Genomic DNA, 20,851 nt, shown 5'->3' on the forward strand with positions numbered 1-20,851 from the left:
CCATTCACCTCGGTTGCGTCGATCGCCGCGCCGGCTACTGCGCCGCCCGAACCGTCGGCAGCATCACCGTCACGATCAGCCCGCCGCCCGCCGCATCGGAGAGCGTCACGCTGCCCTGATGCACGCGCGCGATTTCCCGCACGATCGACAACCCGAGCCCGGTGCCTTCGACCGTCTGCGTCTTGCTGCCACGATGGAAGCGCTCGAACACCGCGTCGCGCTCACCGGCCGGAATGCCCGGCCCGTTGTCGATCACGTCGAGCCGCGCATGCTCGCCGTCGCGCGACACGCGCACCGTGATTACCGCGCGGTCGCCCGAATAACGGATCGCGTTGTCGATCAGGTTGCCGATCATTTCGCCGAGCAGGTCTGGTTGACCGTGCACATCGACGTCGGCCTCGTGCTCGAAGCCGAGATCGATGTCGCGCGCCCGCGCCACCGGCGACCAGTCGAGCGTCACGTTGCGCGCCAGCCGATGCAACGCGACCGGCTGGTGCGCGACCGCATGGCCGCTGTCCGAATCGAGCCGCGACAGCGACAGCAGCTGCTGGACGATCTTCGCGGCCTGCCGCACCGCGCCGTTCACGCGCCGCAAGTGCACGTTCACGCGCGGCTGCTCGTCCGGCCGCAATGCCAGTTCGACGCCGGCCTGCACCGCCGCGAGCGGCGTCTTCAGCTGATGGGCCGCGTCCGCGAAGAAACGCCGCCGCGCGACCTGCATCTGCTGCGTGCGGCCGATGTACTGGTTGATCGACTCCACGAGCGGCGCGAGCTCGCTCGGCATGCCGCCGGTGTCGAGCGGCGTCGGATCGCCGTCGGTACGCGCGGCGACCTTCGCGGACAGCCGGTTCAATGGCCGCAGCCCGCGCCCGACGCCGAGCCACACGATCCCGAGCGCGAGCACGACAAGCAGTCCTTCCTGCAGCAGCGAGCCCATCAGGATTTCGCGCGCGAGCGCCTGGCGCCCCTCGATGGTTTCGCCGACCATCACCCACACGATGCGCGTCTGCGCAGTCGGCACGTCGTGCACCGGCACGCGCAACGCGGCCATGCGCAGCTGCTCGCCGCGATAGACGACGTTGTAGTAGCGCGTGACGAACAGCGTGCCGTCACCCGGCGGCAGCGGCAGGTCCGGATAGCCGGTGATCGTGTGGCCGTTGTCCTCGCGGATCAGGTAGTAGATCTTGCCGCCGTCGCCCGACTCGAACATCTCGAGCGCGAGATACGGCAGGTCGACCTCGATCTCACCGTCGTTGAGCCGCACGCCTTCGCGGATCGACTTCAGCGACGACGACAGCGTGCGGTCGAACGCGACGTGCGCGGCGCTCATCGCGCGCTGATACGTGAGCCACGAGTCGAGCGCGAGCAGCCCGAGCAGCGGCAGCAGCAGCCACAGCGCGACCTGCGTGCGCAGGTTCGGTCGGCGGATCATCATGCCTCCCGCCGGGCCGCCCCAGGCACGGCATGCGCCCCCTCGGCGGGCAGCGCACGTGTCGATCCGGCATTGCGGTTCAGCGCGCACTCCGGTCCCGTGCAAAGCACGTGAGCGTGGGATGGGTTCATCCGGCGGCCTTCGCTTCGAGCAAATACCCGAGCCCACGCAGCGTGACGATCGCGACGCCGGTATTTTCCAGCTTCTTGCGCAGCCGGTACACGTAGATCTCGATCGCGTCCGCGTTGACCGACTCGTCGAGCCCGAAGATTTTCTCCGACAGCGTCTCCTTGTTGATCGCGCGACCGTTGCGCAGGATCAGCACCTCCAGCACCGAGCGCTCGCGCGGCGTGAGCGGCAGCGCTTCGCCGGCGAGGTGGAAGCTGCGGTCGATACTGTCATACGAAAGCGGCCCGCATGCGACCCGCGAATGCTCGTGGCCGAGGCTGCGCCGGATCAGCGCGCGGGCACGCGCCTCCAGCTCGGTCAGCTCGAACGGCTTCGCGAGATAGTCGTCGGCCCCGAGATCGAGCCCCTTCACGCGGTCCTCGACCGAGCCGTGGGCGGTCAGGATCAGCACCGGAACGGGATTGCGGCGCGCGCGCAACCGCCGCAGCACCTCGAGCCCGTCGAGCTTCGGCAGCCCGAGATCGAGGATCACCAGCGCGTAGTCCTGCGTGCGCAGCACGTGATCCGCCGCCTCCCCGTCCGCCATGTGATCGACCGCGAAGCGCGCGGCGCTCAGCGCGTCGTTCAGCGACTGCGCCAGGTTCGGGTTGTCTTCTACGAGCAGCACACGCATGGGGACCTCGGGAAATCCATGACACAAAGGACGCTATTGTGAACCGAAATGAAAGCAGGCTGAAAGTGCCTCGCAATTAACATCCGCGTCACTCGAACAACACACACGCATCACTGGAGGAAGACATGCCGTTTGCACCGAAGCAGCTCACCGCCGCGCTGGCGATCGTCCTGGGCACCGCCGCCGGCGCCGCCGTCGCGCAGGTTCCGGCCGGGTATCCGGGTAACTACCAAGGCGTCGTCGACGCCGCGAAGAAGGAAGGCAAGCTGATCGTCTACTCGACGACTGACACGGGCCTCGTGCGCCCGCTGATCAAGGACTTCGAAAGCCTGTACGGCGTGAAGGTCGAATACAACGACATGAACAGCACCGAGCTGTACAACCGCTACATCAGCGAGAACGCGGCGAGCAGCACGAGTGCCGACGTGCTGTGGAGCTCGGCGATGGACCTGCAGGTCAAGCTCGTCAACGACGGCCTGATGGCGTCGTACGATTCGCCCGAAAGCGCGAGCGTGCCGCAATGGGCGCAATACCAGAAACAGGCGTACGGCACGACGTTCGAGCCGCTCGCGATCGTCTACAACAAGCGCCTGATCCCCGAGAACGAGGTGCCGAAGACGCGCGCCGACCTGATCAAGCTGCTCACCACGCAGACCGACAAGTTCAAGGGCAAGGTCACGACCTACGACATCGAAAAGTCGGGCGTCGGCTTCAACTACCTGACGCAGGACGCGCACGTGAACGAGAAGGTCACGTGGGAACTCGTGAAGGCGATCGGCGCAACCGGCCCGAAGCTGCAGTCGAGCACCGGCGCGATGATGGAGCGCATTTCGTCCGGAGAGAACCTGATCGGCTACAACATCATCGGCTCGTATGCGTACGCGAAGGCGAAGAAGGACAAGTCGATCGGCTACGTGCTTCCGAAGGACTACACACAAGTCGTGAGCCGCCTGGCCACGATCTCGAAGAAGGCGAAGAACCCGAACGCCGCGAAGCTGTGGGTCGACTACCTGCTGTCGCAGCGCGGCCAGACGCTGATCGCGAATCAGGCGAACCTGTACGCGATCCGTGCGGACGTGACCGGCGAAACGTCGGCCGCGAGCCTCACGAAGGAACTCGGCGATTCGCTGAAGCCGATCCAGATCGGCACCGGCCTGCTCGTCTATCTCGACCAGTCGAAGCGGCTTGCGTTCCTGAAGCAATGGCAGCAGGCGATCAAGCGTTGATCCGCTGAGCAGCTGACCACGGGGCGCCCGCGGCGCATCGCGCGGGCGCCCCCTTCCCCTTACCGACTTCCTAGAGGCGGCCATCCGGATGGCCGCAGGGGCGAACTCATGCTTTCAACCAGCACACGGGCAACGGCGCCGGCCGTTCCGCCCACCACCGGCCCGGGCGGCGCGATCCCCGCGCTGCCGGCCAACAGCCTGCAGCCGCTCGCCGGCATGCTGCGCTGGATCGTCGTCGCGGTGCTCACCGTCGCGGTCGCGCTGCCGCTCGGCTTCATCCTGTTCCAGAGCCTGCTGTCCGCGCCGTTCTTCGATGCGAACAAGACGCTCGGCATCGAAGGCTTCCGCTTCATCTTCACCGACCCGGACTTCTGGTCGGCCGTAAAGAACTCGTTCATCATCGCCGGCGGGATGCTGTTCATCTCGATCCCGCTCGGCGGCATTCTCGCGTTCCTGATGGTGCGCACCGACCTGCCCGGCCGCCGCTGGCTCGAACCGCTGCTGCTCACGCCCGTGTTCGTGTCGCCGATGGTGCTCGCGTTCGGCTACGTGGTCGCCGCCGGCCCGGTCGGATTCTACTCGGTATGGTTCAAGGAACTGTTCGGGGTGCAGAACGTACCCTGGAACGTCTACTCGATCTTCGCGATCACGGTGATCGTCGGCCTCACGCACGTTCCGCACGTGTACCTGTACTCGTCGGCCGCGCTGCGCAACCTCGGCTCGGACGTCGAGGAAGCCGCGCGCGTGACGGGTGCCCGCCCGTTCCGCGTCGCGCTCGACGTGAGCCTGCCGATGACGATGCCCGCACTGCTGTTCGCCGGCGTGCTCGTGTTCTTCCTCGGCTTCGAGGTGTTCGGGCTGCCGCTCGTGCTCGGCGATCCAGAAGGCCACCTCGTGCTAGCGACCTACCTGTACAAGCTGACCAACAAGCTCGGCGTGCCGTCGTATCACCTGATGGCCGCGGTCGCGGTGTGCATCGTCGCGATCACGTTCCCGCTCGTGCTGCTGCAGCGCCGCCTGCTGAAGACCGCAAACCGTTTCGTCACCGTGAAGGGCAAGGCCGGCCGCGCGACGGTGCTGCCGCTCGGCGTATGGCGCTGGGTCGCGCTCGCGATCGTCGCGCTGTGGCTGATGCTGACGGTGATCGTGCCGATCTCCGGCATCGTGTTGCGCGCATTCGTGACCAACTGGGGCGAAGGCGTCGCGCTCGCCGAAGTGCTGACGCTGTCGAACTTCATCGAGCTGTTCGAGCAAGACAACCTCGTGCGCGCGATCATCAACACGCTCGGCATCGGCGTGATCGGCGGCGCGCTCGCGATCGGCTTCTACTCGCTCGTCGCGTTCGCCGGCCACCGCCGCCCCGACTGGGCGACGAAACTGCTCGACTACCTCGTGCTGCTGCCGCGCGCGGTGCCCGGCCTGCTCGCCGGTCTCGCGTTCCTGTGGATATTCCTGTTCGTTCCGGGCCTGCGCGAGCTGAAGAACTCGATGTGGAGCATCTGGATCGCGTACACGGTCGTGTGGCTCGCATACGGGATGCGGCTCATTCAAAGCGCGCTGCTGCAGGTCGGCCCCGAGCTCGAGGAAGCCGGCCGCAGCGTCGGCGCGACGCGCAGCCGCGTGTCGCTCGACGTGACGCTGCCGCTCGTGCGTTTCGGCCTGCTCGCCGCGTGGCTCCTGATCTTCATGATCTTCGAGCGCGAATACTCGACCGCCGTCTACCTGCTGTCGCCCGGCACCGAAGTGATCGGCGCGCTGCTCGTGTCGCTCTGGGCGACCGGCGCCGTCGACCAGGTTGCCGCGCTCTCTGTCATCAACATCGCGATGGTCGGCGCCGGTCTCGGCGTGGCCCTGCGCTTCGGAGTGAAACTTCATGGATAAGCTCATCGTCGACGACCTGCATCTCAGCTACGGCGCCAACCCGATCCTCAAGGGCGTGTCGTTCGAACTGAAGGCCGGCGAAGTCGTGTGCCTGCTCGGCGCATCGGGCAGCGGCAAGACCACGCTGCTGCGCGCGGTGGCCGGCCTCGAACAGCCGTCCGACGGGCGCATCCAGCTCGACGACCGCGTGTTCTTCGACGGCGCGCAGCGCGTCGACCTGCCGGTCGAGCAGCGTTCGCTCGGCCTCGTGTTCCAGTCGTATGCGCTGTGGCCACACCGCACCGTGGCAGAGAACGTCGGCTACGGGCTCAAGCTGCGCCGCGTGGCGCCCGCCGAACAGAAGCGCCGCGTGCAGACCGCGCTCGGCCAGCTCGGCCTCGGTCATCTCGCGGAACGCTTTCCGCATCAGCTGTCGGGCGGCCAGCAGCAGCGCGTCGCGATCGCACGCGCGCTCGTCTACAACCCGCCCGTGATCCTGCTCGACGAGCCGCTGTCGAACCTCGACGCGAAGCTGCGCGAGGAAGCGCGTGCGTGGCTGCGCGAGCTGATCGTATCGCTCGGGTTGTCGGCGCTCTGCGTGACGCACGACCAGACCGAGGCGATGGCGATGTCCGACCGCATCCTGCTGCTGCGCAACGGCCGCATCGAACAGGAAGGCACGCCGGCCGAGCTGTACGGCGCGCCGCGCTCGCTTTACACGGCCGAGTTCATGGGCAGCAACAACCGCATCGACGCACGCGTCGCGGCCGTCGACGGCGAACGCGTGACGCTCGCCGGCGACGGCTGGGAACTGCAGGCGCTGGCCCGCGACGCGTTCGCACCGGGCCAGGACGTGCAGGCCGTGATCCGCCTCGAACGCGTGCAGGTCGCCGACGGCCCGGGCGCGAACCGGCTGCAGGCCGATCTCGTCACGTCGATGTATCTCGGCGATCGCTGGGAATACCTGTTCCATTGCGGCGAAATGCGCCTGCGCGCGTTCGGCCATGTTCCGCGCGCGGCAGGCAAGCACTGGATCGAATTCCCGACCAACGACTGCTGGGCGTTCGCGAAAGCGGGCTGACCCGCGCGGTGGCCTGTGCGCCGGCCTGCGCGCCGGCGTGCACGTCGAGCAAGACAATGACCGGCTGGTCCGGCGAACGCTTTCCGGCGTTGGCCGCGACCGCGTCACACCCGTTTCACCCAACCCACAATAAATCAGGAGACACCGTCAATGAAATTTCGTGCAGTAGTCCTCACCAGCTCGGCCGCCGCGGCGTGCATCGCCGCGCCGTCCTTGCACGCGCAGTCGTCGGTCACGATGTACGGGATCATGGATGCCGGCATCGAATACACGAACCATGCGGCACCGGAAGGCGGCAGTTCCGTGAAGCTGAAGTCGGGCAACAAGAATACGTCGCGCTGGGGCCTGCGCGGCGTCGAGGATCTCGGCGGCGGGCTGAAGGCCGTGTTCCGCCTCGAAAGCGGCATCGATCTCGCGAACGGAGCGTTCGACGACGGCCCCGACTCGATCTTCGCGCGCCGCGCGACGGTCGGCCTGAAAGGAAAATGGGGCGAGCTGACGCTCGGCCGCAACTACACCGTCACGTACGACTACATGCTGCCGTTCGACCCGATGGGTTACGCGCAGAACTACTCGTGGGCGACGTCGTCGATGGCGACGGGTGGCCGCAAGGACGGCATGTTCACGCGCTCGTCGAACGCGGTGCGCTACGACGGCGAATTCAGCGGCGTGAAGTTCGGTGCGATGTACGGCTTCGGCAACGTGCCGGGCAGCGTGAAGACCAGCTCGAAATACGACTTCGCGCTCGGCTACGAGACCGGCCCGTTCGCGGCGGTGCTCACGTTCGACCGGCAGAACGGCGCGGCCGACAGCGTCACGCCGGCCGATACCGTCAACTACATCCAGGGCATCCACGCGGGCCTGAGCTACGACTTCGGCAACCTGAAGACGATGGCCGGCTATCGCAACTACAAGCGCACGTTTCGCACGACTGCGGCGAACCAGTTGAGCGACACGTACTGGGTCGGCGGGTCGTACCAGTTCACACCGACGTTCTCGCTGATCGCCGCTGTCTATCACCAGAACGTCAAGGGCGGCACCGATGCAGATCCGACGTTGGTGTCGGTGCGCGCGAATTACACGCTGTCGAAGCGCACGGTGCTGTACGCGGCAGGCGCGTTTGCGATCGCGAAGCATGACCAGAAGGTCGGCGTTTCGCGCGATTTCGCAGGCTACGGCACGACGCAGGTCGGCGTGACGGCGGGGATTCAGCAGCGGTTCTGAGTCCTGGCCTGACGACGCAGGCGGCGGCACGCGTGGCCGCCTGCGTCCATGCGATGAAGTCACTGGCACTCGCACGCGATCGTACGAGATGCCGTCCGCTTCGTTCAATACGTCCCATCCCCCTTCTTCGCCGCCTCCCCGCCGTTCCCCTTGAACCGCGCCGCCAGTCGCTCCGCACTCCGCGCCAGCAGTGTCGTATCAACCCCCACCGCAACGAACAGCGCGCCCGCTTCGAAATACCGCCGCGCCGCCGCCTCGTCCGCGCTGAGGATGCCCGGCGCCTTCCCTGCCGCCTTGATCGCCCGGATCGCACCGTCGATCGCAGCCTGCACATCGGGATGCCCCGGATTGCCGAGATGCCCGAGATCGGCCGCGAGGTCCGCCGGCCCGATGAACACGCCATCGACGCCATCGACCCGCGCAATCGCGTCGATCGCATCGAGCCCGGCGCGCGTCTCGACCTGCACGAGCACGGCCATCTCGTCGTTCGCACGATGCAGGTAGTCCCCCACGCGATTCCACCGCGACGCGCGCGCAAGCGCACTGCCGACCCCGCGAATCCCGTGCGGCGGATAACGCGTCGCGGCTACCGCCGCGCACGCTTCATCGGCACTCTGCACCATCGGCACGAGTAAGGTCTGCGCGCCGAGGTCGAGCACCTGCTTGACGATCACCGGATCGTTCCACGGCACCCGCACGACCGGATGCGACGGATACGGCGCGATCGCCTGCAACTGCGCGAGAATCGTCGGCACCGTGTTCGGCGCATGCTCGCCGTCGATCAACAGCCAGTCGAACCCGGCGCCGGCGACGACTTCGGCGCTGTACGGATTCGCGAGCCCGAGCCACAGCCCGATCTGCGCATCGCCACGCGCGAGCGCGCGCTTGAAGACATTCGGCGGAATCTGCATCGCGCGCCCCTCACTCGAAATAGCACTGGATCGTCCCGAGCGGACCGTAGTCGACGCTGAACGTGTCGCCTGGCCGCGCCGCGCACGGCCGCGTGAACGAGCCGCCCAGCACGATCTGCCCCGCCTCGAGCGCGACGCCGAAGCGCGCCAGCCGATTGGCGAGCCACGCGACGCCATTGGCCGGATGGTTCAACACGCCGGCCGCGACGCCCGTTTCCTCGACCACGCCGTTGCGCGACATGATGGCCGCGACCCAGCGCAGGTCGACGTCCTGCGGCTTCACGGGCCGACCGCCGATCACGACGCCCGCATTCGCCGCGTTGTCGGCGATCGTGTCGAACACCTTGCGCGGCCGCTTCGTGTCGGGGTCGATCGATTGGCTGCGCGCGTCGATGATCTCGAGCGCGGGCACCACGTAGTCGACCGCGTCGTACACGTCGAAGATCGTGCAGTTCGGGCCGGCAAGCCGCTTGCCGAGCACGAATGCGAGTTCGACCTCGACGCGCGGCACGATGAAGCGCCCGGTCGGAATCGTGCCGCCGTCGTCGAAGAACATGTCGTCGAGCAGCGCTCCGTAATCGGGTTCGTCGATCTGCGACGTGTTCTGCATCGCCTTCGACGTAAGGCCAATCTTGTGCCCTTTCAGCGTGCGGCCTTCCGCGAGCTTGAGGTTCACCCACGCGCGCTGGATCGCATAGGCGTCGTCGATCGTGATGTCGGGATGGTCGAGCGAGATCTGGCGGATCTGCGTGCGCGCGCGCTCGGCGTCGTGCAGACGTCGGGCGAGCTGGTCGATGAGGGCTGGTTCGAGCATGGTCGGGTCGGGAATGGGGTTCAGCCGGCCCGCTTGTAGCGGGCATGGATGTTGTTGTGCTTAAACGAGCCGCTTTCGCTGAACTCGGTGAGTTCCATCGACAACGCGAGGTAGCGTTTCGCGTACAGTTCGGCGAAATGCGCCTTGATCGCGTCGAACAACGCGTCGCACGCGGCCTTCTTGGTTTCGTCGCTGCGACCCGAGGCGATCTTCAGCGTTACGTGGACGAACGCGTCGTCCTCGGTGCCGTCGGCGACGCAGTAGTCCTGCAGCTCGATCGCGCGCGAGCGGATGCCGCCCGTCGGGAACACGCCGCCCTGCGCGATCAGCGTCGCGTTGATCGTGCGCAGCAGCGCGGGAATGCGCGCGTCGTCGCGGATGTTCGCGGTGTACTCGACGACGATGTGTGGCATGGCAACGCTCCTGATAGGTGATGAGACGCTCAGGCGAGCGGGAAGATCGCGTTGATCTGCCCGGTGCCGGAGCTCGCGAAATAGTCGGTGACGATCTCGACCGGCTTGTCGTAGCGATCCCAGCCGAGCAGGCCGAGCAGCATCGCCGTGTCGTGCATGCCGCCTTCGCCGTGGCAATGCGTGTTGTATTCGGGCAGCATCGCGCAGAAGGTCCTGAAATCGCCCTGCTTCCACAGCTCGACCACGCGCAGGTCGACCTGCCGGAAGAATTCTCGGCTGATCTGGTGGATCGATTCCTCGGGGCTGCCGTTGTCGTTGAAGCGGTGCGACAGCGAGCCGCTCGCGAGGAACGCGACATTCGAATCGCTCTTGCCGATCGCCTCGAGCAGCGCCTCGCCGAAGCGCCGGCTTTCGTCGAGCGTGTGCCACATGCACCAGCCTGCGATCGACACGACCTTGAAGTGCTGGTCGCCGTTCATGTAGCGCATCGGCACGAGCGTGCCGTATTCGAGTTCGAGGCTGTCGATCTCGTGCGCGCGCGTCGCGATGCCGCGCGCGCTGGCCGTCTCGGCGATCAAGCGCCCGAGCGCCGGGTTGCCCGGATACGCGTACGCCATGTCGCGGATGAAATGCGGCAGTTCGTTGCTGGTATACATGCCCGCGAAGCGCGCATTGCAGTTCACGTGATAGCCGGCGTTGACGAGCCAGTGCACGTCCGACACGACGATCGTGTCGACGCCGAGCGCGCGGCAGCGCTCACCGATCAACTGATGGCCGCGGATCGCCGCTTCGCGGCAGCCATGATGCCTGCCCGGCAACTCCGACAGGTACATCGACGGCACGTGCGTGATCTTCGCGGCGAGGGACAGTTTGCCCATCGTTAAGTCTCCGTATCGTTCTGGCGTTCTGGCGTTCTGGCGGTATTCCTGCGGCGAAACGACCCGCGCCAGTTACACGCCCCAGCGGGGAATGTGATGCGAACCCATCGAGATGCACACGTTCTTGATCTCCGCGAACACCTCGAAGCTGTACTCGCCACCCTCGCGCCCGGTGCCCGACTCCTTCACGCCGCCGAACGGCTGGCGCAGGTCGCGCACGTTCTGGCTGTTCACGAACACCATCCCGGCCTCGATACCGCGCGCGAGGCGATGCACCTTGCCGACGTCCTGCGTCCAGATGTACGACGCGAGCCCGTAGGACGTGTCGTTGGCGAGCCGCAGACCTTCTTCCTCGCCCTCGAACGGGATCAGGCACGCGACCGGTCCGAAGATTTCCTCTTGCGCGATGCGCATCCGGTTGTCGACGTCCGCGAACACGGTCGGGCGCACGAAGTTGCCGTTGCGCAGATGCTCGGCGAGACCGGCCGGCTTGTCCGCGCCGCCGGCCACCACGTGCGCGCCTTCCTGCTCGCCGATCCGGATATACCCGGTCACCTTCTCCCAGTGCTGGCGCGTGATCATCGCGCCGAGCTGCGTCGCCGGATCCGACGGGTCGCCGACCACCAGGTTGTTCGCGCGGCGCGCGAATTCCTGCACGAAGCGATCGTAGATCGTGCGCTGCACGAAGATCCGCGAGCCTGCGGTACAACGCTCGCCGTTGATCGAGAAGATCGTGAACAGCGACGCGTCGAGCGCGCGGTCGAAATCGGCATCGTCGAAAATCAGCACCGGCGACTTGCCGCCAAGCTCCATCGAATACTTCTTTAGGCCCGCGCGCTCCATGATCCGCTTGCCCGTGACCGTGCCGCCCGTAAACGACACCGCGCGCACGTCCGGATGCCGCACCAGCGCGTCGCCGGCGGTCGCACCGTAGCCCTGCACGACGTTCAGCACACCCGGCGGAATGCCAGCCTCGAGCGCGAGCCGGCCGAGCTGGTCGGCCGTCAGCGGCGACAGCTCCGACATCTTCAGCACGGCCGTGTTGCCGAGCGCGAGACACGGCGCCGTCTTCCACGTCGCGGTCATGAATGGCACGTTCCACGGCGACACCAGCGCGCACACGCCGACCGGCTGGTAAAGCGTGTAGTTCAGCATCTGGTCGTCGACCGGATACGTGCGGCCGTTCATCTGCACGCACACTTCCGCGAAGAAGTTGAAGTTCTCGGACGCGCGCGGAATCAGCTGCTTGCTCGTCTGTGCGATCGGCAGGCCCGTGTCCTGCGTCTCGAGCGCGGCGAGCATCGGCACGTTCTTCTCGATCAGCTCGCCGAGCTTGCGCATCAGTTTCGCGCGCTCCTTGGCGGGAGTGTTCGCCCATTTCGGGAACGCGTCCTTCGCCGCGCGCACGGCCGCGTCGACTTCGGCCTCTCCGGCCGATGCGACGTCGGTGATCACGTCGCCCGTCGCGGGGTTCAGCGTCGTGAAGGTCTCGCGGCTCTCGACTTCGCGGCCGTCGATCCAGTGCTTGATGGTCATGTGCTCTCCTTCCTTGGGCGACGGGCTCAGCCGGCGCGATAGTAGTCTGCTTCGCCGACGATCGTGTTCACGAGCCGGCCGATCCCTTCGATTTCGGTCACCACCTCGTCGCCCGGCTTCGTGTCGGCCAACCCTTCCGGCGTGCCGGTCAGGATCAGGTCGCCCGGCGAGAGCGTCATGAAACCGCTGATGTGCTCGATCAGCGCGGGTACGTCGAAGATCATGTCGCGTGTGCTGCCGCGCTGCGTCTCGCGGCCGTTCACCGTCGTGCGCAGCATGAGGCCGCCCGCATCGCCGATCTCGTCGCGGCTGACGAACCAGGGCCCGAGCGGCGTGCAGGTGTCGCGGTTCTTCACGCGCAGGTTCGGGCGGTAGTAGTTTTCGAGGTAATCGCGGATCGCGTAGTCGTTCGCGACCGTGTAGCCGGCAACGTAGTCGATCGCCCGCGCCCGGCTCACGTTGCGCGCCGGGCGGCCGATCACGACGGCCAGCTCGCACTCGTAGTGCATGTGCGTCGCGTCCGCCGGGCGCACGGTGCGCGACCGATGACCGACGAACGTGTTCGGCCCCTTCAGGAAAATCAGCGGCTCGCTCGGTGCCTTGAACGCGAGTTCCTTCGCGTGGTCCGCGTAGTTGAGGCCGAGCGCGAACGTCGTGCGCGGCGCGACGGGCGGCAGCCACGTCACCGCGTCCTCGGCGAGCACGCGCCCCGTGTCGAGGCGGATCGCGCCGTCGCCGGCCGGTTCGGCCGCATGCAGTGCGCCGTTGTAGATCACGCGCGCCGTCTTCATCGTGCTTCCTCCGCAATCAGCGTATGCCGCAACGTGCCGATGCCGGCAGCGGTAATCTCCACCATGCTTCCCGCGCGGGCATGCGGTGCGCCACCCGCGACGCCGAGCAGCAGCACGTCGCCCGCGTCGAACGACATGAACGCCGTCACGTCGGCAATCAGCTCGCGCACCGGGCGAATCAGCGTGGCGGTCGATGCGGACACCGCGGTGCTGCCGTCGATCCGTACCGTCAGGCCGATCGCGTCGATGTCGCCGAGCGCAGCAGCCGGCACGATCGCCGGGCCCAACGGGCAGAAACCGTCGCGGCATTTGAAGCGCACGGCCGGACGGTAGTAATCGCGGTGAGGAACCGACACGTCGCTCGCGAGCGTGAAGCCGTGCACGTAGTCGAGCGCCTGCGCGGCCGGCACGCGCGTCGCGCGCCGCGAGAACACGACGGCCACCGACGCGCCGATCTCCAACGCATCGATGCCCGCCGGCACCACGACGGCCGCGCCGTCGGCTGCATGCGTGTTGGCCGGTTTGATGTAAAGGATCGGTGCCTGCGGCGGACGGCCGTAAGGCGGCGCGTGTACGGCGTCGCCGAGCGCGTCGAGTGCGGCGCGCTCGTTGAGCAGCGCACCGTAGACGGTACCGATGGCGACCGGCAGCGGCGGTGCCGCGGCGGTCATGCAGGACAGCTCCATGCGTCATTCCCCTGCCGCGCGTCGCGGCACATCGTCAATACTTAACATCTTAAGTAAACAATCGAACGCTCGCAACCTCGATTACCCTGACACACGAAATTCATTCCCGCCGGCTGTTAAGATTGATGCGTCCCCGTCCTCCGCACCTCTACCCACTCCGATGAACCGTACGCTCGACCATCGCAACCTGGCCATGCTGCTGCTCGAGGCCCGCGAAACGCTGATGTGCCTGTTCCGCCCCATTCTCAAGGAATTCGCGCTGACCGAACAGCAATGGCGGATCATTCGCGTGCTCGACGGCGAGCCGGCGCACGCGCTCGAAGCGGGACAGATCGCGCGCCGCTGCTGCATCCTGAGCCCAAGCCTCACGGGCGTGCTGGAACGCATGGAGCGCGACGGCCTGATTACGCGCACGCGCGCGCAGGAAGATCAGCGCCGGCTGCTGGTGAGCCTGACGCCGCAAAGCAGGAAACTGGTCACGGAAATCGGTCCGCGCATCGACGAGCAATATCGTCAGCTTGAAGCGCGTTTCGGCCAGGACGGCCTGGACGACATCTACCGAGCGCTCGACCGGCTGATCGAACTCGGCAGCGCGTCGTAGGGCCTGCCGCCGCCGGACCGCCGCGAGCGGCTACGAACCGGCCCCCGGGAATCGGCAGGCCCCGAATCGCGCGGGCCGTCAGTGCAGCGCGCCGCGCATCAGTTCCGTCACCGCGACGCCGCGCGACGTGCGCATGCATTCCTCGACGTAATCGATGAACGGCAGCGGCTCGAAATCGATTTCGTCGCGCACGCGGTGGTTGTCGAACACGCGATCGACCATCGCGAACTCCGCGCAGCGCTGCAACGCGCGGCCGATCACACGTTCGAGCGCCGGATCGGACCGCCCCAGCACATCGCGCACCACGAGCGGCAGTTCGGCCGGCGCACAGGCCGCGTAGCGCGGCGCGCCCGTCATGCCGGCCGCCTCGTCCATCGCACGCACGATCTGCGCGACCTGCGGCGCGTCGTCGCCGGCCGACACGTGGTACACGTCGTGCATCAGCGTCGGCTTCACGGCCAGCAGCATCGTCGCGCGCGCGACGTCGTCGACCGACACGATGTCGATGCGCGTCATCGGCCGCGCGGTAAAGCGCCGCGCCGCGTGCGCGACGCGGAACATCCAGAACGAATTCGGTGCGGGCCGCGTGCCGAGCACCGTATGACCGACGACGTGCGACGGACGCACGACGACGAGCGGCAGCCCGAGCGCGCGCAGGCGCTGCTCCGTTTCGGCCTTCGCTTGCAGGTAGCCGGCCGCGAGCACCGCGCCGTGCAACCCGTCGCCGCCCTGCGCCGCGTCGCCCGCCGACGCCTCGTACACGATCCCGCCGCGGCCCGCGTGCGCATAGGCGGTGCCGACGTACACGAAACGCTGCAGCTGCGGCGCGTGCGCGAACCGCTCGGCAAAGCGCAGCGAATCGGCGATGTCGGCCTGCAGATGCGAACCGTCGGCCGGGGACGCATGGCCCGCGCAATGGATCACGTGCGTCGCGCCGGCGAGACGCGACGCGTCGGTGCGCTGCCACACGTCGCCGAGCGCACCGACGACCACGTTCGCGTCGCCGAGACGCGATGCCCAGTACGGCGCGAGCCCCGCGCGCAACGCCGCTTCGCGCAACCGCGCGACCGCGTGGGCGCGATGTTCCGCACGAACGACACACACGATGCGCTCGAGCAACCCGGCGTTGACGAGCGCCGTGAGCACGGTACTGCCGATGAAGCCGGTGGCGCCGGTGAGCACCAGCCGTCCGACGTTGGCCGCCGCGACCGGTGCGCTGGCCGGCGACACGAGGCTCGTGCGCCAGTTGAGCGACAACGCGGTTTTCCAGATCAGCACGATAGTCTCCTTCGAAGAATCGGCCGGACGCCGCGCCCGCCCCGGATCGCGGAGCGACGCACGGCTGTCGGCCGGACCGGGGCCGACGCTCGCCCCGGCAATCCCGATCGGGCTGCGGCCCGCGATCGCGTCGATCGCGTCTCTGGCACGAGGCGGCGGCGGCCCGCCACGGACAGGCGTCCGCGGCGCAGGATCGGAAGATCCAAGTGTGGGGCCTGATCGCCCGCAAGTCTGTCCTGAAAGTTTCGTGAAAGTGTGCGGATTTGTATGCGAATGTCGGAGTGTGTCGTACCGGCCAGGCGGTCAAATCATCGAAATGTCCGGTCGGGCAGCATGCGAGGGCTTCCGTGGCGGGACGGCCGATGCGCGTCGGGCCCTCGCTTCGACGCGACACTTCGACGCGGCCTCTCCCGGGTCATCGCATGTCCGGGACACGCCAGGTTCAGGTCGCAGCGCGCGGATCATGCTGCGCTTGCGTTTGCGCGCTCCGTCACAACCGTGACGAATCGTCAGACGTCGTTTCATCGGGAAACGCCTATAGGTGCAATTCGAATTTATTGCGGATTATCACTTGCGTTTCACAGCAGTCTATCTAGACTGGTCAAACCAAAACGGTCGAATGTGTCATTTTCTTCAGGAGACGATCCAATGCGCCTCACTATTCGGATTAATGGCAGCGAGTCGGCAACCCGTCACGCCTTCGCGGTGCTCTGGGTCGATACCGATGAGGGGCTGTGGTCACGCGAGGCACACCAGGGGATCGATCTTCCGAGCTGGGGCAAGGTCCGGGACGTGGAAGGCGCAATGGCCCTCTGCACGGCCGACAGCGGCGATGCCGTGTGCCAGTTGAAGGGGCTGTCGTTCAGCGCGACGCAGCGCGAACAAGGTCCGGCGGTGCTCGCCGGCGAGCACCCCGACGGCGCATGGCGTCTGCAGGCGGTCGATCGTTCCACCGAGGAGCCGGAATACCATGAATTTATTTCCGTCGCGCGATAGGTATTTTTGACGGCAATCCTCTGCGGTTTTCGGGTTTAGTCCAGTTTCCGCGATATTCATTTAGATATTCACGAATAACGGCGCCTCGCTTCGAGGCGCTTTTTTATTTTCCGGCCCCTTGATTAATCGGGGCCGGGTTAATCGAACCGCGGCGGCGGTAACGATCCCCCTAATCCATCCCGGCGCCGTCGGCATCAGTACGTCAGACCGCGCTGCCATTTCGCCGCGCTCCCCCCGTCTTCGAACCGCGCCCTGGCGGAAACGCAAACCTTTTATGGGGCCGATACATACTTTCCCCACATGATGTTTACTCATTTATTACAATCGCATTATTTCAACTGACTTGCCGCCGTCCGGCGGCCCGACCCGGCCCCTTGCATGAGCGTGAAAAAGAAGACCCATCCCGCCGATCCGTACGCCGCCGCGACCAAGCATCCGATGCTCGCGTCGCGCCTGCCGATGTGGCGCTCGAAGCTGGTCGTGATCATGGTGTCGCTCGGTTTCGCCGCGCTGATCGGGCGCGCCTTCTGGGTGCAGGTCGCGAACCAGGATTTCTACGTCGGGCAAGGCCAGAAGCGCTACCAGCGCACGATCGAGCTCGACGCGATGCGCGGGCGCATCGTCGACCGCAACGGCGCGATGCTCGCGGTCAGCCTGTCGACCTATGAAATCTGGGCGAATCCGAAACAGGTCGCTGAAATCGACTATCCGCAGATCGCGAAGCTGCTCGACATGCCGCTCGCGGAAGTGAAGCGCCGCCTGCGCAACGACCGCACGTTCGTGCTGCTCAAGCGGCAGATCGACGCCGACACCGCGAGCCGGCTCGACAAGCTCGAGATCGACGGCATCACGCAGATCGCCGACTCGAAGCGCTTCTATCCGGAAGGCGAATCGGCCGCACACGTAGTCGGCTTCACCAACGTCGAGGACAAGGGCCAGGAAGGCGTCGAGCTCGCGGCGAACGGCCGGCTGTCGGGCACCTCCGGGCAGCGCGAGGTGATCCGCGACCGGCTCGGCCGCATCGTGTCCGACACGCGTCCGCTCGTGCCCGCGCAGCATGGCGCGACGATCGAACTGACGATCGACCGGCGGATCCAGCAGCTCGCGTTCAGCCAGCTCAAGGCCGCGGTGCTCGAGAACAACGCGGTAGCCGGCAGCGTGGTCGTGCTCGACGCGCAGAACGGCGAAATCCTCGCGCTCGCGAACTACCCGACCTTCGACCCGAACGACCGCGCCCGGCTGACGGGCCAGCAGCTGCGCAACCGCGCGGTGATCGACACGTTCGAGCCGGGTTCGACGATCAAGCCGCTCGTCGTCGCGCTGTCGATCGACGAGCGCAAGGTCACGCCGAACACGATCATCAACACATCGCCCGGCACCTACAAGATCGGCCCGGCCGTGATCCACGACACGTCGAACCACGGCTCGCTGACCGTCTCGCAGGCGCTGCAGAAGTCGAGCAACGTCGCGCTCGCGAAGCTGGCGCTGAACCTGCCCGCCGAAACGATCTGGAACAAGTACCAGGAATACGGGATCGGCCGCGCGCCGGAGCTGACATTCCCGGGCGTCGCGTCGGGCCGCCTGCGCGGCTACAAACGCTGGCGGCCGATCGAGCAGGCGACGATGGCGTACGGCTACGGGCTGTCGATGTCGCTGCTGCAGATCGCGCAGACCTACACCGCCTACGCGGGCGACGGCACGCTGCACCCGGTGTCGCTGCTGAAGAACGGCTCCGATCCGCAGACGATCAATGCCCATCGCGGCCACCGCGTGACGTCGCCGCAAACCGCGGCGGCGATCCGCGCGATGCTCGAGTCGGCCGTCGGCGAAGGCGGCACGGGGCGCCGCGCGCGCGTCGACGGCTACCGGATCGGCGGCAAGACGGGCACGGCGCGCAAGCAGGTCGGCGCTACCTATGCGAAGGGCAAGTACCGCGCATTGTTCGCGGGGATGGCGCCGATGAGCAACCCGCGCCTGATCGTCGCAGTGATGATCGACGAGCCACGCGGCAAGGGCTATTACGGCGGCACGGTGGCCGGCCCGGTGTTCTCGTCGGTCACGAGCGGCTCGCTGCAATTGCTCGGCGTGCCGCCCGACGCACCGGTCGAGCCGACGCCGAATGCGCCGGTCAAGGCCGCACCGCAGAAAACCGTCGCGGCGCCGAAGGCCACGGCGCAACCGAAGACGGCGGGCGAGCAGAAGGCATCGCCCCCCGTGAAAACGGCCGCGCAATCCGGCGCGGCCGTACCGGCGAAGGCGACGGCAGGCTGAAGCCGCCGGGGCGCACTCGGCGCGGCGCGAGGCGAACAGGTCGACTGTTCGCCGTGTCGCATTCCCGGCGCGCCCGCTTTCCGCTGGCCGACACTATCCCGCCACCCGCGCGAACCCGGCCGCGCGACCGTCAGTGCGCGTGCGCAGCCGCCGCCGGCTTCACCATCCTGCCGAGCACGTGCTCGGTCATTCCGCGCGCGAGTTCGCTCTCGCCCATGAACACGGTGCCGACGCCCTCGCTCGACAGCAACGCAGCCTCGTCGCTGCTGTTCGTGCACAGCACGACCTCCAACATCGGGTTCAGCGTGCGCGAGATCTCGACGATCTGCCGCACGTCGAATACGTCCGGCAGCGTGACAACCAGCATCCCGGCGCGCGCGATATGCGCCTGCACGAGCACGATCGGCTCGATCGCGTCACCCGACACGGCGGCGACGCCGTCCGCGCGCAGCTTTTCGACGAGCTCGCGATTCTGCTCGACGACGACATACGCGATGCCGCGCTCGTCCAGCGCATGCGCGATCCGCGTGCCGACCTTGCCGTAGCCGACGATCACGACCTGCCCGGTCAGGTGCGTCTGCGGCGTCGACATCGGCAGCGCGGCGAGCGGATCGTCGCGTGCCTCGAGCTTGCGCGCGAACGCCGAATGCTTGCGGATCCACGCGAGCGCCGGATCGATCATCGCGAACAGCAGCGTGTTCATCGCAATCGAGATCAGCGCGACCGCGAGGATCAGGCTCTGCCCTTCGGCCGACAGCAGCCCCAGCGCACGACCGAGCCCCGCGAGAATGAACGAGAATTCGCCGATCTGCGCGAGGCCCGCGCCGACCGTCAACGCGGTGTTCAGCGGATAGCGGAACGCGATCACGAGCGCGACCGCCGCGAGCGTCTTGCCGATCAGGACGATCGCCGCGACTTCGATCACGTGCAGCGGCTCGGTGAGCAGCACCGTCGGATCGAACAGCATCCCGACCGAAATGAAGAACAGCACCGAGAACGCGTCGCGCAGCGGCAGCGTCTCGTCTGCCGCGCGCCGGCTGAACTCCGACTCGCGCATCATCATCCCGGCGAAGAACGCGCCGAGCGCGAACGACACGTCGAACAGCTTCGCCGCGCCGAACGCGATGCCGACCGCCGCGGCAATCATGCACAGCGTGAACAGCTCGCGCGAACCGGTGCGCGCGACGAGCCACAGGATGCGCGGGAACACGCGCTTGCCGACCACGAGCATCAGTGCGATGAACGCGGCGACCTTCAGCATCGTGACGCCGAGCGTGCCCCACACGCTACCGCCGGCCGCGTGCGCATCGCCGGGCGGCGTGCCGCCGAGCAGCCCCGCGACGGGCGGCAGCAGCACGAGCACCAGCACCATGACGAGATCCTCGACGACGAGCCAGCCGACCGCGATGCGCCCATTCACCGTCTCGACGAGCCCGCGCCCCTCGAGCGCCCGCAGCAGCACGACCGTGCTCGCGACCGACAGCGCGAGCCCGAACACGAGCGCCGCACCGAGGCTCCAGCCCCACGTGAGCGCGAGCCCGCCGCCGAGCAACGTTGCGACGGTAATCTGGACGACGGCCCCCGGCAGCGCGATCTTGCGCACCGCGAGCAGATCGCCGAGGGAGAAATGCAGGCCGACACCGAACATCAGCAGCATCACGCCGACTTCCGCGAGCTGCTGCGCGAGCGACAGGTCGCCGACGAAACCGGGCGTGCCGGGGCCGATCACGATCCCGGCGAGCAGATAGCCGACGAGCGGCGGCATTTTCAGCAATGACGCGAAGTAACCGAAGATCATCGCGAGACCGAAACCGGCCGCGAGCAACGCAATCAGGCTGACGTCATGAGGCATCCCCCCTCCCGAGTTCTTGTAACTATTTAGTAAGGTTCAAAGATGGAAGGATAAGGGATGAGATGGAAAAATGGCGGGCCACCGCGAAATATTCACGCGGTGGCCCGCCATTGCGGGGGTACTACCCCGGGTGTCGGAACGCGCCCCACGCGCCGGCCGGCGGCGCGAGGCGGATCGATCGGGCGGCGACAGGCGTCCC

18 protein-coding genes are annotated in these 20,851 nt (G+C 67.0%); 7 read left to right on the plus strand and 11 right to left on the minus strand.

Annotated elements, in window-relative coordinates; genetic code table 11:
• Positions 1-34: 34 nt before the first annotated feature.
• Both WS75_RS06305 and WS75_RS06310 read right to left on the minus strand, forming a co-directional pair.
• On the minus strand, positions 35-1,432 hold the full coding sequence (locus WS75_RS06305; protein ID WP_179948880.1) for a sensor histidine kinase: 1,398 nt from the start codon (positions 1,430-1,432) through the stop codon (positions 35-37).
• A gap of 127 nt (positions 1,433-1,559) precedes the next feature.
• Positions 1,560-2,234 (minus strand): response regulator, encoded by a 675-nt coding sequence (locus WS75_RS06310; RefSeq protein WP_059599296.1) that lies wholly within the window; start codon positions 2,232-2,234, stop codon positions 1,560-1,562.
• A gap of 125 nt (positions 2,235-2,359) precedes the next feature.
• Here WS75_RS06310 and WS75_RS06315 point away from each other — a divergent pair, with 125 nt between their 5' ends.
• From WS75_RS06315 to WS75_RS06330, 4 genes are all read left to right on the plus strand, one after another.
• Positions 2,360-3,460 carry an ABC transporter substrate-binding protein gene (locus WS75_RS06315; protein ID WP_059679646.1) on the plus strand — a complete coding sequence of 367 codons (1,101 nt, stop codon included), beginning with the start codon at positions 2,360-2,362 and terminating at the stop codon, positions 3,458-3,460.
• A 108-nt stretch (positions 3,461-3,568) separates the two neighbouring features.
• Positions 3,569-5,341 carry an ABC transporter permease gene (locus tag WS75_RS06320; RefSeq protein WP_059679647.1) on the plus strand — a complete coding sequence of 591 codons (1,773 nt, stop codon included), beginning with the start codon at positions 3,569-3,571 and terminating at the stop codon, positions 5,339-5,341.
• The gene (locus WS75_RS06325; RefSeq protein WP_059679648.1) at positions 5,334-6,401 is read left to right on the plus strand and encodes an ABC transporter ATP-binding protein; all 1,068 of its coding nucleotides are present in this window, start codon (positions 5,334-5,336) and stop codon (positions 6,399-6,401) included. The genes WS75_RS06320 and WS75_RS06325 overlap by 8 nt, the downstream gene beginning before the upstream one ends.
• Positions 6,402-6,551: 150 nt before the next feature.
• Entirely contained in the window at positions 6,552-7,625 is a 1,074-nt protein-coding gene (locus WS75_RS06330; RefSeq protein WP_059679649.1) for a porin, read from the plus strand.
• Between the two features lie 104 nt (positions 7,626-7,729).
• Here WS75_RS06330 and hpaI read toward each other — a convergent pair whose 3' ends face one another.
• The 7 genes from hpaI to WS75_RS06365 all read right to left on the minus strand — a co-directional run bounded on the left by hpaI (position 7,730) and on the right by WS75_RS06365 (position 13,654).
• The gene (gene hpaI / locus WS75_RS06335) at positions 7,730-8,536 is read right to left on the minus strand and encodes a 4-hydroxy-2-oxoheptanedioate aldolase (protein ID WP_059679650.1); all 807 of its coding nucleotides are present in this window, start codon (positions 8,534-8,536) and stop codon (positions 7,730-7,732) included.
• Between the two features lie 10 nt (positions 8,537-8,546).
• On the minus strand, positions 8,547-9,350 hold the full coding sequence (gene hpaH / locus WS75_RS06340) for a 2-oxo-hept-4-ene-1,7-dioate hydratase (RefSeq protein WP_059679651.1): 804 nt from the start codon (positions 9,348-9,350) through the stop codon (positions 8,547-8,549).
• A 20-nt stretch (positions 9,351-9,370) separates the two neighbouring features.
• Complete coding sequence (locus WS75_RS06345) at positions 9,371-9,763, minus strand: 5-carboxymethyl-2-hydroxymuconate Delta-isomerase (RefSeq protein WP_059679652.1); 393 nt, start codon at positions 9,761-9,763, stop codon at positions 9,371-9,373.
• Between the two features lie 29 nt (positions 9,764-9,792).
• A complete protein-coding gene (hpaD, locus tag WS75_RS06350; RefSeq protein WP_059679653.1) occupies positions 9,793-10,641 on the minus strand; it encodes a 3,4-dihydroxyphenylacetate 2,3-dioxygenase in 849 nt (282 codons plus the stop codon).
• Positions 10,642-10,713: 72 nt separating this feature from the next.
• Positions 10,714-12,177: a 5-carboxymethyl-2-hydroxymuconate semialdehyde dehydrogenase gene (gene hpaE / locus WS75_RS06355; protein WP_059679654.1), complete on the minus strand. Its 1,464-nt coding sequence runs from the start codon at positions 12,175-12,177 to the stop codon at positions 10,714-10,716.
• 26 nt (positions 12,178-12,203) lie between these two features.
• The gene (locus WS75_RS06360) at positions 12,204-12,968 is read right to left on the minus strand and encodes a fumarylacetoacetate hydrolase family protein (RefSeq protein WP_059679655.1); all 765 of its coding nucleotides are present in this window, start codon (positions 12,966-12,968) and stop codon (positions 12,204-12,206) included.
• Positions 12,965-13,654, minus strand: a complete 690-nt coding sequence (locus WS75_RS06365) for a fumarylacetoacetate hydrolase family protein (RefSeq protein WP_059679656.1) — start codon at positions 13,652-13,654, stop codon at positions 12,965-12,967. Before WS75_RS06365 ends, WS75_RS06360 begins: the two co-directional genes overlap by 4 nt.
• Positions 13,655-13,814: 160 nt before the next feature.
• Here WS75_RS06365 and hpaR point away from each other — a divergent pair, with 160 nt between their 5' ends.
• Positions 13,815-14,255, plus strand: coding sequence for a homoprotocatechuate degradation operon regulator HpaR (hpaR, locus tag WS75_RS06370; protein ID WP_059599282.1), 441 nt, complete (start codon positions 13,815-13,817; stop codon positions 14,253-14,255).
• Positions 14,256-14,333: 78 nt separating this feature from the next.
• On the opposite strand, the gene WS75_RS06375 is transcribed toward hpaR, so the two are convergent.
• Positions 14,334-15,533: an SDR family oxidoreductase gene (locus WS75_RS06375; RefSeq protein ID WP_059679657.1), complete on the minus strand. Its 1,200-nt coding sequence runs from the start codon at positions 15,531-15,533 to the stop codon at positions 14,334-14,336.
• A 648-nt stretch (positions 15,534-16,181) separates the two neighbouring features.
• Between WS75_RS06375 and WS75_RS06380 the strand changes: the two genes are divergently transcribed.
• On the plus strand, positions 16,182-16,529 hold the full coding sequence (locus tag WS75_RS06380; RefSeq protein WP_059679658.1) for a DUF3564 family protein: 348 nt from the start codon (positions 16,182-16,184) through the stop codon (positions 16,527-16,529).
• A 378-nt stretch (positions 16,530-16,907) separates the two neighbouring features.
• Positions 16,908-18,800 carry a peptidoglycan D,D-transpeptidase FtsI family protein gene (locus tag WS75_RS06385; RefSeq protein WP_059679659.1) on the plus strand — a complete coding sequence of 631 codons (1,893 nt, stop codon included), beginning with the start codon at positions 16,908-16,910 and terminating at the stop codon, positions 18,798-18,800.
• 130 nt (positions 18,801-18,930) lie between these two features.
• Here the strand turns inward: WS75_RS06385 and WS75_RS06390 are convergent, their stop codons facing one another.
• Positions 18,931-20,652 carry a cation:proton antiporter domain-containing protein gene (locus tag WS75_RS06390; RefSeq protein ID WP_059679660.1) on the minus strand — a complete coding sequence of 574 codons (1,722 nt, stop codon included), beginning with the start codon at positions 20,650-20,652 and terminating at the stop codon, positions 18,931-18,933.
• Positions 20,653-20,851: the final 199 nt, after the last annotated feature.

The organism is Burkholderia sp. FL-7-2-10-S1-D7 (assembly GCF_001524185.1).
Classification (GTDB): domain Bacteria; phylum Pseudomonadota; class Gammaproteobacteria; order Burkholderiales; family Burkholderiaceae; genus Burkholderia; species Burkholderia diffusa.

Excerpts from the sequence above, each read along its gene's own strand:
- WS75_RS06305 (WP_179948880.1), bottom strand. The coding sequence starts at position 1,432 with ATGATCCGCCGACCGAACCTGCGCACGCAGGTCGCGCTGTGGCTGCTG.
- WS75_RS06310 (WP_059599296.1), bottom strand. The coding sequence starts at position 2,234 with ATGCGTGTGCTGCTCGTAGAAGACAACCCGAACCTGGCGCAGTCGCTG.
- WS75_RS06315 (WP_059679646.1), top strand. The coding sequence starts at position 2,360 with ATGCCGTTTGCACCGAAGCAGCTCACCGCCGCGCTGGCGATCGTCCTG.
- WS75_RS06320 (WP_059679647.1), top strand. The coding sequence starts at position 3,569 with ATGCTTTCAACCAGCACACGGGCAACGGCGCCGGCCGTTCCGCCCACC.
- WS75_RS06325 (WP_059679648.1), top strand. The coding sequence starts at position 5,334 with ATGGATAAGCTCATCGTCGACGACCTGCATCTCAGCTACGGCGCCAAC.
- WS75_RS06330 (WP_059679649.1), top strand. The coding sequence starts at position 6,552 with ATGAAATTTCGTGCAGTAGTCCTCACCAGCTCGGCCGCCGCGGCGTGC.
- hpaI (WP_059679650.1), bottom strand. The coding sequence starts at position 8,536 with ATGCAGATTCCGCCGAATGTCTTCAAGCGCGCGCTCGCGCGTGGCGAT.
- hpaH (WP_059679651.1), bottom strand. The coding sequence starts at position 9,350 with ATGCTCGAACCAGCCCTCATCGACCAGCTCGCCCGACGTCTGCACGAC.
- WS75_RS06345 (WP_059679652.1), bottom strand. The coding sequence starts at position 9,763 with ATGCCACACATCGTCGTCGAGTACACCGCGAACATCCGCGACGACGCG.
- hpaD (WP_059679653.1), bottom strand. The coding sequence starts at position 10,641 with ATGGGCAAACTGTCCCTCGCCGCGAAGATCACGCACGTGCCGTCGATG.
- hpaE (WP_059679654.1), bottom strand. The coding sequence starts at position 12,177 with ATGACCATCAAGCACTGGATCGACGGCCGCGAAGTCGAGAGCCGCGAG.
- WS75_RS06360 (WP_059679655.1), bottom strand. The coding sequence starts at position 12,968 with ATGAAGACGGCGCGCGTGATCTACAACGGCGCACTGCATGCGGCCGAA.
- WS75_RS06365 (WP_059679656.1), bottom strand. The coding sequence starts at position 13,654 with ATGGAGCTGTCCTGCATGACCGCCGCGGCACCGCCGCTGCCGGTCGCC.
- hpaR (WP_059599282.1), top strand. The coding sequence starts at position 13,815 with ATGAACCGTACGCTCGACCATCGCAACCTGGCCATGCTGCTGCTCGAG.
- WS75_RS06380 (WP_059679658.1), top strand. The coding sequence starts at position 16,182 with ATGCGCCTCACTATTCGGATTAATGGCAGCGAGTCGGCAACCCGTCAC.
- WS75_RS06385 (WP_059679659.1), top strand. The coding sequence starts at position 16,908 with ATGAGCGTGAAAAAGAAGACCCATCCCGCCGATCCGTACGCCGCCGCG.
- WS75_RS06390 (WP_059679660.1), bottom strand. The coding sequence starts at position 20,652 with ATGCCTCATGACGTCAGCCTGATTGCGTTGCTCGCGGCCGGTTTCGGT.